We start from the raw sequence: 11,681 nt of genomic DNA, 5'->3' as shown, positions 1-11,681 counted from the left end.
CGGCGCCGGATGCTGATCGTCCTCGACAACTGCGAGCACGTCATCGAGGCCGCCGCCCACCTCGCCGAACGGCTGCTGGCCCGCTGCCCCGAGCTGACCGTCCTCGCCACCAGCCGCGAACCCCTCGGCGTGCCGGGGGAGTTGGTGCGCCCGGTGGAGCCGCTGCCGGAACCCGTCGCGCTGCGGCTGCTCGCCGAGCGCGGCGCGGCGGCGCGGCCCGGGTTCCGGGTCGCGGACGACCCGGAGGCCTGCGCCGAGATCTGCCGCCGCCTCGACGGACTGCCCCTCGCCATCGAACTGGCCGCGGCCCGGCTGCGGATGCTCACGCCCCGGCAGATCGCGGACCGCCTCGACGACCGGTTCCGGCTGCTCACCTCCGGCAGCCGCACCGTCCTGCCCCGCCAGCAGACCCTGCGCGCGGTCGTGGACTGGTCCTGGGACCTGCTGGACGCCGACGAACGCGAGGTGCTCGCCCGGCTGTCCGTCTTCGCGGGCGGCTGCGACCTGGCCGCCGCCGAGGCCGTGTGCGGATCCGTCGCCCTGGACGCCCTCGGCTCCCTGGTCGACAAGTCCCTGGTGGTGGCGGCCCCTTCGGCCGCCGGCACCATGCGCTACCGGCTGCTTGAGACCGTCGCCGAGTACGCCGGTGAGCGGCTGGCCGAGACCGGCCACCGCACCGAGGCCGAGCGCGCCCATCTGACGTACTACCGTGAACTCGCCCGCACCACCGACGCGTTGCTGCGCGGCCCCGGCCAGCGCGCCGCCATCGAACGCTTCCAGACGGAGTACGAGAACGTGCGCACCGCTCTCAGGCACGCCGTCGCCGCCCGCGACGAGCAGGAGGGGCTGTGCCTGGTGCTGTCCCTGGTGTGGTTCTGGCAGATGCGGGACCAGCGCCTGGAGACCCGCACCTGGTGCCGTGAGGTCATGGCACTCGGCCCGGACCCCTTCGCCGAACCGCTGCGCCGCGCCGAACCGGTGTGGCAGCGCTGCAACGACAACCCGCCGCCCTACACCGGCGAGGTCCTCCTGGAGGCCCGGCGCGGCGTCCACCTCGCCCATCTCGCCTGCATGGAAACCGAGTTGGAGGCCTGGCAGACCCCCGCGGCGCAGGCCAAGCTGCGCGCCGTGGCCCAGGTCTACGAGGAGGGCATGCCGCAGACCTGCCGGTCGCCCGGCATGGTGTGGTTCTTCGCGGTGATGCTCACGGGCGGCGCGGAGCGGATACGGACCATCGCCGACGCCAACGTGGAGACCTGCCGCAACACCCCCGGCTTCGAGTGGGAGCTGGCCGGCTCCCTCCAGATGCGCGCCAACTTCCTCGCCAACCGCACCGCCTGGGCCGGGGACGCCACCCGCGACGCCGATGAGGCGCTCGCCATCTACCGCCGCCTCGGCGACGACTGGGGCACCGCCGAGGCACTGTCCGCCCGCGGTGAGTCCCATGAACGCAAGGGCCTGTACGCCGAGGCCGCCGCCGACTACCGCGCCGCCATCGAGCACGCCGAACGCCTCGGCGCCCGCGCCCAGACGGCGGTGCTCGGCGCCCGGCTCGGCAGCGTGCTCATGGAGTCGGGCGAGCTGGCGGAGGGCGAGCGGATGCTGTGGGAGGTGGTCGAGAGCCAGGATGCCGCGCACAGCGAGGCGATGCCCGCCGCCCGGCTCTTCCTGGCCTGCTGGCTGGGCCTGGAGGACCGCACCTCCGAGGCGCGTGAGCAACTGCGGCTGCTGCGCGAGGAGTTCAGGATCGCGAACTTCGTCGTCTTCGACGCGCTGCTGCTCTGCCAGGAGGCCTGGGTGGACGCGATGGACGGCCTCCATGAGGAGTCGCTGGAAAAGATCCGTACCGCGCTCGGGCACACCACCGACCCGCTGGCCGAGGCCGTCATCCCCCAACTGCCCTCCACCGCCCTCACCGTGGGCGCCATGGCGCTCGCCCGCGTCGGCTCCGGCGCCCGTGCCGCCGACGCCGCCCGTGCGCTGGCCGCCGCCGACCGGCTGCTGCCCGCGGGCCATGTCTTCTCCGGCATGGAGCGCCGGGCCCGCGACCTCACCGAGGCCCGGATCCGCGAGGCGCTGGACGAGGAGTCGTACGACAGGGCGTACGCCGAAGGCGGTGGCCTCTCCCTCGTGGAGGCCACCGCCCTGATGTGACGTACGGCGTGAACGTCAGCTCTTCGTACGGAACTTGTGGATCGCGACCGGCGCCATTACCGCGGTGATCGCCACCGACCAGCCCACGGTCACCCAGAGATCGTGCGTCACCGGGCCGCCGATCATCAGCCCACGGGCCGCGTCCGCGAGCGTGGACAGCGGGTTGTAGTCGGTGAAGGCCTGGAGCCAGCCCGGCATCGACGCGGTCGGCGCGAAGATCGAGGAGCCGAACTGGAGCGGGAACAGCACCAGGAAGCCCACGCCCTGCACCGACTGCGCGCTCTTAAGGATCACGCCGAGGGTGAGGAACACCCACATGATCGAGGAGGCGAACAGCGCCGACAGACCCACCGTGGCGAACAGACCGGGCCAGCTGGTGATGTGGAAGCCGACCAGCACGGCGACGACCATCAGGATGGCGGTCGCGAACAGCATCCGGCCCAGCTCCACCGCGATCTTCGCGAACAGCACCGAGCCGCGCCCGATCGGCAGCGACCGGAACCGGTCCATCACACCGCTGTTGAAGTCCTGGCTGAAGCCGGTGCCGACACCCTGGGACAGGGTCATGCTCATCATCGCGAGCATGCCCGGGATGACGTACTGGACGTATCTCTCCTGGCCGCCGCCGAGCGCCTGACCGATCGAGCCGCCGAAGACGTACACGAACAGCAGCGTGAAGACGATCGGCATCAGCAGCGCGTCGAACATGGACTCCGGGTCCTGCCGGATCCACAGCAGATTGCGCCGGATCAGCGCGCCGGTGTGCCGCAGGTGCCCGCGCAGCGGGATCCGGACGTCGTCGGCGCCGGCAGCGGCAGTGGTGGTGGTGACGGCGCTCATACGGCGACCTCCTGGCGGGCGTCGGCGGGCTCGGCGTCCTGGGCGTCACCGGCGCGGTGGCCGGTGAGGGAGAGGAACACCTCGTCCAGGCTGGGCAGTTCGGTGGTGATGGAGGAGAGGGTGATACCGCGCGCGGTGACCGCGCCGACCACGGCGGTCAGCTGCTCGTCGCTGAGGATCGGCACCAGCAGGGTGCCGGTCTCGCTGTCCACAGTGGTGGCCGCGAGGCCGGTGATGCCCAGCTCGTCCAGCATCGAGGCGAGCGGGCGCAGCTCCAGCGGGTCCACCGGGCGCACCCGCAGGGTGCGGCCGCCGACCCGGGCCTTCAGCTCCTCGATGCCACCGGTCGCGATCACCTTGCCGCGGTCCACCACGGTCAGCTCCGAGGCGAGCTGCTCGGCCTCCTCCATGTACTGGGTGGTGAGCAGCACGGTCACGCCCTCGCCGACCATCGCCTGGACCTCGTCCCACACCTCGTTGCGGGTACGGGGGTCGAGGCCGGTCGTCGGCTCGTCCAGGTACAGCACGGCCGGGCGGCCGATCATCGAGGCGGCCAGGTCCAGCCGGCGGCGCATACCGCCGGAGTACGTGCTCGCCGGGCGCTTGGCGGCCTCCGTAAGGGAGAACCGCTCCAGCAGTTCGTCGGCACGGGTGCGGGCGTCCTTGCGGGACAGGTCCAGCAGCCGGCCGATCATGTACAGGTTCTCCCAGCCCGGGAGCTTCTCGTCCACGGAGGCGTACTGGCCGGTCAGGCCTATCACCTTCCGCAGCTGCCGGGGCTGTCGTACGACGTCGTACCCGGCCACCGTCGCCGCTCCGGCGTCCGGGGTGATCAGGGTCGACAGGATCCGCACCAGCGTGGTCTTGCCGGCGCCGTTCGGACCGAGCACGCCCATCACGGTGCCCTCGCGCACATCCAGGTCGACGCCGTCCAGCGCCTTGGTCTCGCCGTAGTGCTTGACCAGTCCCCGCACAGTCACGGCGTTGCGTCCGCCGCCGGGGTTCTCATCGATTCGCGTCATGCCCTTGACAGTGCCAGGCCCCACCGACAAACCACCGACAGCGCCCCGACAGCGCGCCGACAGCCCCGCTCCGGGCGGCGACGGGTGGTGTTGAATCGGCCCCATGAGCGAGAACGAGCGCGCGGCCAGCCGTACGGCGGTACTGGTCTGCCAGGGGCGGGCGGTCGCGGACGGCAGGTCGGCGGTGGGCCGGTTCGCCGACCCGGTGGCGGTGCGGCTGCTGCGCGCCGAGGAGCGCATACGGGTGGACGAGGTGCGCGCGGGGATCCCGCCGCAGGGCTGGCAGGCGCGCACGGCGTACGAGAGTGTGCGGGCGTGCGCCGAGGTGGTGGGGCCGCGCACGGTCGCGATCGACGAGGCACTGCGCGCCCGTCCGACCGGCCAGCTGGTGATCCTCGGCGCCGGCCTGGACACCCGCGCCTGGCGGCTGCCGGAGCTGGCCGGGACGGATGTCTGGGAGGTCGACCACCCCGCCTCCCAGCGCGACAAGCGCGCCCGCCTGGCCGAGGCCGTCCCCGAACCGCCGACCGTCGCCCGCTCCGTACGGTTCACCCCGGTCGACTTCGCCGTCGACGATCTCGGCGCGGCCCTGGACGCCGCGGGCCACGACCCCGCGGCGCCGACGACCTGGCTGTGGGAGGGCGTCGTCCCCTATCTGACCCGCGACCAGGTCCGCGCCACCCTGACCGCCCTCACCGCCCGCACGGCCCCCGGCAGCACCCTGGTCGTCAACTACCAGACCCCCTCCCCGAAAGCCACCGTCGGCCGGCTGCTGGCCCGCCTCCTCGGCAGCTCCGTCACCGCCGGCGAGCCCTGGCTCTCCCTGTGGAAACCGGAGCAGATGGCCGCCCTGCTCACGGAGTACGGCCTGCACGTCACCTCCGACGACGGCCTCCTCACCCTCGCCCGCTCCCTCGGCACCCCGGCCCGCAACCGGACGTCCCTGGACTCGGGCCGGGTCGCGGTCGCCGAGCGCCGCTGACATACGGCCGGGAAGGGGGCAGCCCCGCTGACGGGGGAAGATCAGCGGGGCTGCCGGTGGTGCCATGGTGGTCCGGGGTCAGTGGACGGAGTGCTCCTCGGCCGGGAACGCGCCGCCGACCACGTCGTCCGCGAAGGACTTCGCCGCGGAGCCCATCACCTCGCGCAGATCGGCGTACTTCTTGACGAACTTGGGGACGCGCCCGGAGGTCAGGCCCAGCATGTCCGTCCAGACCAGGACCTGCGCGTCGGTGTCGGGACCCGCGCCGATGCCGACCGTGGGGATCTGGAGCGAGCGCGTCACCTCGGCGGCGAGTTCGGCCGGGACCAGTTCGAGGACGACCGCGAAGGCGCCCGCGTCCTGTACGGCCTTGGCGTCCTGGAGCATCCGCGCGGCCGCCTCCTCGCCGCGCCCCTGTACCCGGTAGCCCATCGCGTTGACGGACTGCGGGGTCAGCCCGATGTGGGCCATGACCGGGATGCCGGCCTCGACCAGCAGCCGGATCTGCTCGTGCGAGCGCTGGCCGCCCTCCAGCTTGACCGCGCCGACCCCGGCCTCCTTGACCAGCCGGGTGGCCGAGCGCAGGGCCTGCGTCGCGCCCTCCTGGTACGTCCCGAAGGGCAGGTCGGCGACGATCAGGGAGCGGCTGGTGCCCCGCACGACCGCCGACGAGAGCATCGTCATCTCGTCGAGGGTGACGGGCACCGTGGTGTCGTAACCGAGGTGACAGTTGCCCGCCGAGTCGCCGACCAGCAGGACCGGGATGCCGGCCTCGTCGAAGACGGACGCGGTCATCGCGTCGTAGGCGGTGAGCATGGGCCACTTCTCGCCGCGTTCCTTGGCGAGAGCGATGTCGCGGACCGTGATGCGGCGAGTGCCCTTACCCCCGTACAGCGCCTTGCTGCCGTCGGAGGGCTTGTTCTGGGCAGCCGAAAGCTGCGTCATGGCAACGGCTCCTTCAAGTCATCTCGAGGCGCCCTGACGGCGTCCCCGGATCCCCTCCATGGTGGCACCTCGTGCCAACCAGGGCCAGAGGGGTCCCCGTGATCCTCCCCGCGGCCGAACCCACCGCTCCACTTCGGGCAATGTCATGCCCCTGAACGAGTAAGGTCTCGGCAAATAAATTCCGATACGAGACGGTGCCGTATCGGAATGCCCCTACGCTCGAACACATGACAACTTCCGTCCCTGCCTCCCGCATACCGGAGGCGGTGCACCGCCGCCGTTGGGCGATCCTCGGCGTGTTGATGTTGAGCCTGCTCATCGTGGTGCTCGACAACTCGATCCTGAACGTCGCCATCAAGACCATCTCCACCCCGGCCCCCGTCGGCCTGGGCGCCACTCAGAGCCAGATCGAGTGGGCGATCAACGCGTACACCCTCGTCTTCGCGGGCCTGCTGTTCACCTCCGGCCTGATCGGTGACCGCCTCGGCCGCAAGAAGGTGCTGCTGGGCGGCATCGCCGTCTTCGGCATCGGCTCCGCCCTCGCCGCCGAGTCCGGCTCCCCGGGCCAGCTGATCGCCTACCGCGCGCTGATGGCCCTCGGTGCCGCGTTCGTCATGCCGGCCACGCTGGCCGTCCTGATGAACGTCTTCGAGCGCGAGGAGCAGCCGAAGGCCATCGGCATCTGGGCCGGCGGCGTCGGCCTCGCCATCGCCATCGGCCCGATCACCGGCGGCGCCCTCCTCGACCACTTCTGGTGGGGCTCGGTCTTCTTCATCAACGTGCCGATCGTGATCATCGCGCTCGTGCTGATGGTCTGGCTCGTGCCCGACTCCCGCGACCCGCGCCCGGGCCGCCTCGACCCGATCGGCGTCGTGCTGTCCGTCGTCGGCCTCGTCCTGCTGGTCTACGGCATCATCAAGGGCGGCCAGCTGGCCGACTTCACCGACCCGACCGTGCTCGCCACGATCGGCGCGGGCGTCGTCGTACTCGCCGCGTTCGTGGTGTTCGAGATGCGCAGCGATCACCCGTCGCTGGACGTCAGCTACTTCAAGAACAAGGTGTTCTCCAGCGCCATGGCCGCCATCGCGCTGGTCTTCTTCGCGCTGATGGGCGTCACCTTCTTCTCGGTCTTCTACACCCAGAGCGTGCGGGGCTACTCGCCGCTCCAGTCCGGCCTGCTGATGCTGCCGCTGGCCGCCGCGCAGATGATCTTCGCGCCGCGCGCCCGCCTGGTGGTCCAGCGGTTCGGCAACAAGGCCACCACGACCGCCGGCCTGGTGGTGATCGCCGGCACCCTGGCGGCCTTCGCCACCTTCGACGCCGACACGCCGATCTGGCTCCTTGAGGTCATCTTCTTCCTGATGGGCACCGGCATGGCGCACATCATGACGCCGACCTCCGTCGTCATCATGCAGGCGCTGCCCCGCGAGAAGGCCGGTTCCGCCTCCGCGCTGAGCAACACCTTCCGTCAGGTCGGCGGCGCCCTCGGCATCGCCGTCCTCGGCTCGGTGCTCGCCACCGCCTACCGCAACGGCATCGAGGACAAGCTCGCCGCGCTGCCCGCGGGCCTGCGCGACAAGGCCGGCGACTCCATCGAGGCCACCCTCGGCATCGCCCAGAAGCTCGGCCCGCAGGGCAAGCTCCTGGTCGGCCCGGCCGACGACGCCTTCCTGCACGCCATGCACGTCACCGCCTTCTGGGGCGCGGGCGTGGCGCTGATCGGCGCCGTGATCACGGCCCTGTACCTGCCGGGCCGGACGCGGGCGGACGAGCAGGAGAACGAGGAAGAGGAACTGGTCGCCGCCCTGGACTGAGGCCAGGCAGCGGGGCACCGGCCCCGCATCCGGCCCGGTGCGCCGACCGGACGGACGGCGCACCGGGCCCGCGTCCATGAACGGCTCGACAGCGGCTCGACAGCGGCTCCACGGGGGGAGGAGGCGGCTGCGGGACAATTCCCGCAGCACAGTGAGAGGACGGATCGACGTGAGCTTTGCCGACAACCGGTCCTGCCCGGCCGGACCCGCCCGGGGCCGGCCCCGCAGCGAGGCCGTGGAACAGGCCATCCTGGAGGGCGTGATGCAGCTCCTGGAGGACGGCGTCCCCCTCGCCGAACTCTCCATCGAGCGCATCGCGCGCACCGCCGGGGTCGGCAAGGCCACCATCTACCGCCGCTGGAGCGGCAAGGAAGAGCTGTTCGTCGACGTCCTGCGCACCGCCGAACCGCCCGACCCCGAACTCCCCGGCACCTCCATGCGCGACGACCTGATCGTCATCCTGGAGTCCCTGCGCCAGCGCGGCCTGGTCAGCCGCTCGTCGGCCATCCTGCACAACGTGTACGTGCAGATGAAGACCAGCCCCCGCATCTGGGCGGCGTACCACGCGGGCGTCGTCGCCCCCCGGCGCGTCCTCATGCTCGACGTGCTGCGGCGCGGCCAGCGCGACGGCGAACTGCGCCCCGACATCGACCTCGACCTGGCCAACGACATGTTCGTCGGCGCCATGCTGGTACGCACCGTCATGCGCCCCGACGGCGACCTGCCCGAGGACCTGGCCGAACACATCGTGGACATCACCCTGGAAGGGCTACGACCCGTCAGCTCCACAGTCTCGTAGCGCTGATGTGCATGTTTTGTCACAGACCACGCGCATCGCACCGCTGATCGGAACTCCCCGCGCCACCCGTTCGTCATCGTCTTCCGTACGGCCGTCATGGGACGGCGAGAACGGAGCCGATCATCCCCTAGGGTCGGAAGCAGGGGGCGAACGGTGTGCACGGCGGGCAGTGAGGCAGACGGCATGGCGCAGCAGGCATACATGACGGAGACGGCGGACGGCGGCTCGGGGCCCGAGCGACCGGGATCCCGGCTCCGACGCCTGCTGCACCGGATGCTCGCCCCCTGGCGCAACGACTCCGGCATCTGGCGCCGGGGCGCCGTCCTCACCGCGCTCGCGCTGCTGCTCGCGCTGGTGATGCTGCTGCACGCGCATGTGCCCAACACCGTGGGCAACCTCGGCAGCCTCACCGAGACCTTCCTGCCCTGGCTGGGCGTGTTCGTGCCGGTCCTGCTGCTGCTCGGCCTGTGGCGCAAGTCGGCGATCACCCTCATCGCCGTACTGCTGCCGGCGATCGTCTGGCTCAACCTCTTCGGCGGACTGCTCACCGACAAGTCGGGCGGCGGCGGCGAGCTGATGGTGGCCACGCACAACGTCAACGCCGACAACCCCGACCCGGTCGGCACCGCCCGCGCGGTGGCCGGCTCCGGCGCCGACATCCTCGCGCTGGAGGAGATCCCCGCGTCCAAGGTGTCGGTCTACGAGCGGGCGCTCGCGCCGACGTACAAGTACCACGCGATCGAGGGCACGGTCGGGCTGTGGAGCAAGTACCCGATGACCGGCGTACAGGCCGTGGACATCAAGCTCGGCTGGAAGCGGGCGATGCGCGCGACCGTGACCACGCCCGAGGGGCCGGTCGCGGTGTACGTCGCCCACATGCCCTCGGTACGGGTGAAGCTGAAGGCCGGCTTCACCGCCCGGCAGCGGGACACCAGCGCCGACGCGCTCGGCGAGGCGGTGGCCGACGAGACCCTGAGCCGGGTCATCCTCCTCGGCGACCTCAACGGCACGATGAACGACCGCTCGCTCAACGGCGTCACCTCCCAGCTGCGCTCCACCCAGGGCGCGGCGGGCAGCGGCTTCGGGTTCAGCTGGCCGGCCGCGTTCCCGATGGCGCGGATCGACCAGATCATGGTCAAGGGCGTCGAGCCGGAGAGCAGCTGGACGCTCCCGCGCACGGGCAGCGACCACCTCCCGGTGGCGGCCCGTGTGAACCTGGACACGCCCTCGTAACCCGACGGAATAGCGGGCCTGAGAGACTTTGTTCCGTACCTGAACTTTGACATGCTCCAGGGGCGACCTCGTCTCCGGAACAACATGCCCCTGGAACACCATGTCCCGGGTACGACGCTCTCCTCCACGCTCCCGAAAGGCACAGGCCCCTCCATGCCCCTGGCCCTGCTCGCGCTGGCCGTCGGCGCCTTCGGTATCGGAACCACCGAATTCGTGATGATGGGACTGCTCCCCGACGTCGCGTCCGACCTGCACATCTCCATACCCTCGGCCGGGCACCTGGTCTCGGCCTACGCGCTGGGCGTCGTCATCGGCGCCCCGCTGCTGGCCGCCGTCACGGCCCGGATGTCCCGTCGTACGGTCCTGATCGCCCTGATGGTCTTGTTCGTCGTGGGCAACGCGCTCTCCGCGTTCGCCCCCGGCAACGGCTCACTGCTCGCCGCGCGCTTCCTCAGCGGGCTGCCGCACGGGGCGTTCTTCGGGGTGGGCGCGGTGGTGGCGACCACCATGGTCCCGCCGGAGCGCAAGGCACGCTCGGTCTCCCTGATGTTCCTCGGCCTGACGGTCGCCAACATCGCGGGCGTCCCGGCGGCCACGCTGATGGGCCAGCACCTGGGCTGGCGGGCCACCTTCCTCGGGGTGAGCGCGATCGGCCTCGCCGCGATCGCCTCCCTGGCCCTCCTGATCCCGCACGACCACACCCACGCCTCCGCGACCGGCCTGCGCGGCGAACTGGCCGCGCTGCGCCCCCTGCCGGTGTGGCTCGCGCTCGGTACGACGGTGGCGGGTTTCGGCGCCCTGTTCGCGGCGTACAGCTACGTGACGCCGATGCTGACGGACGCGGCGGGCTACGCGGAGACGAGCGTGACCCTCCTGCTGGCCCTGTTCGGCGTCGGCGCGACGGCGGGCAACCTCCTGGGCGGCCGCCTGGCCGACCACTCGCTGCGGGGCACCCTGTTCGGCGGCCTGATCTCCCTCGCCGTGGTCCTGGCCCTGTTCCCGCTCCTGATGCGGGCGGAATGGAGCGCGGCACTGGCGGTCACCCTGCTGGGCACGGCCGCCTTCATCACCGGCTCCCCCCTCCAGTTGATGGTGATGGAAAAGGCCTCGGTCGCCCCCTCCCTGGCCTCCTCCGCCAACCAGGCCGCCTTCAACCTGGCCAACGCGGGCGGCGCCTGGGTCGGCGGCATCGCCCTGGCCGCGGGTTACGGCACGACCTCCCCGGCCCTCGCGGGCGCGGCGCTCGCGGTGCTGGGGGTGGGGGTGGCGTTCGCGGCGTACACGGTGGACCGCCGCCGTACGGTCCCCTCGGCCGGCCGGGTCGTCACCTCGCACCTGTGCCTGCCGGAGGACTCGGAGGCCCTGCGCTCCTGAGCCTGGTGACCGTGGTGACCTTGTGCGACGATGCGGCTACCCCGCCGACCACGAGGTGCGCCATGACCTGGAAACCCACGGACCGCGACCTCGCCCGCCTGGTCCGGCGGGGCGAACGCGAGGCGGCCGCCGATCCGACGGCGACGGAACTCCACCGGCGCCTCCGGGACCGGGACAACCTGGAACTGGACCACGACCACCGGGCCCGCTCCGACCGCTCCGCGATCCTCGGGGCGCTGGCCGGTCTGGTCCTGCTGGCCGTCTTCGTCGTCGGCTCGGTCATCGCCCATCACCGCTGACCCCGGGTCAGGGCCGGGCGAGGCACCCCGGCACCGCCACCTCGCCGAAGTCGGCCGGCTCCCACCCCCGGACCACCTCGCACCAGACCGTCTTGCCCCCGGGCCCGCGCTCCACCCCCCACCGCTCCGCCAACGCGGCCACGAGCACGAGCCCCCGCCCGCACTCCGCCGTCTCGGCCGCCGACAGAACGGTGGGCATTCCGCGCGGGTCGGGGTCGG

The 11,681-nt window shown here is 71.8% G+C and carries 11 protein-coding genes; 7 read left to right on the top strand and 4 right to left on the bottom strand.

What is annotated here, in order from left to right; translation table 11 throughout:
• On the top strand, positions 1-2,154 hold a 2,154-nt coding region (locus CCN72_RS23780; protein WP_086809411.1), incomplete at its 5' end, for an ATP-binding protein.
• Between the two features lie 15 nt (positions 2,155-2,169).
• On the opposite strand, the gene CCN72_RS23775 is transcribed toward CCN72_RS23780, so the two are convergent.
• Together CCN72_RS23775 and CCN72_RS23770 are read right to left on the bottom strand one after the other, a co-directional pair.
• On the bottom strand, positions 2,170-2,994 hold the full coding sequence (locus CCN72_RS23775; protein ID WP_086809407.1) for an ABC transporter permease: 825 nt from the start codon (positions 2,992-2,994) through the stop codon (positions 2,170-2,172).
• Positions 2,991-4,016 carry an ATP-binding cassette domain-containing protein gene (locus tag CCN72_RS23770; protein WP_086809405.1) on the bottom strand — a complete coding sequence of 342 codons (1,026 nt, stop codon included), beginning with the start codon at positions 4,014-4,016 and terminating at the stop codon, positions 2,991-2,993. The genes CCN72_RS23775 and CCN72_RS23770 overlap by 4 nt, the downstream gene beginning before the upstream one ends.
• Positions 4,017-4,119: 103 nt before the next feature.
• On the opposite strand from CCN72_RS23770, the gene CCN72_RS23765 reads away from it, so the two are divergent.
• Positions 4,120-4,998: a class I SAM-dependent methyltransferase gene (locus CCN72_RS23765; protein ID WP_086809403.1), complete on the top strand. Its 879-nt coding sequence runs from the start codon at positions 4,120-4,122 to the stop codon at positions 4,996-4,998.
• Positions 4,999-5,076: 78 nt separating this feature from the next.
• On the opposite strand, the gene panB is transcribed toward CCN72_RS23765, so the two are convergent.
• Positions 5,077-5,943 carry a 3-methyl-2-oxobutanoate hydroxymethyltransferase gene (gene panB / locus CCN72_RS23760; protein ID WP_086809399.1) on the bottom strand — a complete coding sequence of 289 codons (867 nt, stop codon included), beginning with the start codon at positions 5,941-5,943 and terminating at the stop codon, positions 5,077-5,079.
• A 227-nt stretch (positions 5,944-6,170) separates the two neighbouring features.
• On the opposite strand from panB, the gene CCN72_RS23755 reads away from it, so the two are divergent.
• From CCN72_RS23755 to CCN72_RS23735, 5 genes are all read left to right on the top strand, one after another.
• A complete protein-coding gene (locus tag CCN72_RS23755) occupies positions 6,171-7,757 on the top strand; it encodes an MFS transporter (protein ID WP_172427495.1) in 1,587 nt (528 codons plus the stop codon).
• Positions 7,758-7,926: 169 nt separating this feature from the next.
• Positions 7,927-8,556, top strand: coding sequence for a TetR/AcrR family transcriptional regulator (locus CCN72_RS23750; protein ID WP_172427494.1), 630 nt, complete (start codon positions 7,927-7,929; stop codon positions 8,554-8,556).
• Positions 8,557-8,829: 273 nt separating this feature from the next.
• Positions 8,830-9,789: an endonuclease/exonuclease/phosphatase family protein gene (locus CCN72_RS23745; protein WP_402146544.1), complete on the top strand. Its 960-nt coding sequence runs from the start codon at positions 8,830-8,832 to the stop codon at positions 9,787-9,789.
• Positions 9,790-9,942: 153 nt separating this feature from the next.
• Complete coding sequence (locus CCN72_RS23740) at positions 9,943-11,163, top strand: MFS transporter (RefSeq protein WP_086809409.1); 1,221 nt, start codon at positions 9,943-9,945, stop codon at positions 11,161-11,163.
• A 62-nt stretch (positions 11,164-11,225) separates the two neighbouring features.
• Positions 11,226-11,462 (top strand): hypothetical protein, encoded by a 237-nt coding sequence (locus tag CCN72_RS23735; RefSeq protein WP_086809395.1) that lies wholly within the window; start codon positions 11,226-11,228, stop codon positions 11,460-11,462.
• 7 nt (positions 11,463-11,469) lie between these two features.
• Here the strand turns inward: CCN72_RS23735 and CCN72_RS23730 are convergent.
• On the bottom strand, positions 11,470-11,681 hold a 212-nt coding region (locus CCN72_RS23730), incomplete at its 5' end, for an ATP-binding protein (RefSeq protein WP_244174418.1).

It is taken from the genome of Streptomyces murinus (genome assembly GCF_002154555.1).
GTDB lineage: Bacteria > Actinomycetota > Actinomycetes > Streptomycetales > Streptomycetaceae > Streptomyces > Streptomyces murinus.
The sequence above is the reverse complement of the archived record's forward strand: the minus strand, read 5'-3'. Positions and strand labels throughout refer to the sequence as shown.

What these genes read in the sequence shown, in the direction of transcription:
- CCN72_RS23775 (WP_086809407.1), bottom strand. Translation starts at nt 2,994, where the DNA reads ATGAGCGCCGTCACCACCACCACTGCCGCTGCCGGCGCCGACGACGTC.
- CCN72_RS23770 (WP_086809405.1), bottom strand. Translation starts at nt 4,016, where the DNA reads ATGACGCGAATCGATGAGAACCCCGGCGGCGGACGCAACGCCGTGACT.
- CCN72_RS23765 (WP_086809403.1), top strand. Translation starts at nt 4,120, where the DNA reads ATGAGCGAGAACGAGCGCGCGGCCAGCCGTACGGCGGTACTGGTCTGC.
- panB (WP_086809399.1), bottom strand. Translation starts at nt 5,943, where the DNA reads ATGACGCAGCTTTCGGCTGCCCAGAACAAGCCCTCCGACGGCAGCAAG.
- CCN72_RS23755 (WP_172427495.1), top strand. Translation starts at nt 6,171, where the DNA reads ATGACAACTTCCGTCCCTGCCTCCCGCATACCGGAGGCGGTGCACCGC.
- CCN72_RS23745 (WP_402146544.1), top strand. Translation starts at nt 8,830, where the DNA reads ATGCTCGCCCCCTGGCGCAACGACTCCGGCATCTGGCGCCGGGGCGCC.
- CCN72_RS23740 (WP_086809409.1), top strand. Translation starts at nt 9,943, where the DNA reads ATGCCCCTGGCCCTGCTCGCGCTGGCCGTCGGCGCCTTCGGTATCGGA.
- CCN72_RS23735 (WP_086809395.1), top strand. Translation starts at nt 11,226, where the DNA reads ATGACCTGGAAACCCACGGACCGCGACCTCGCCCGCCTGGTCCGGCGG.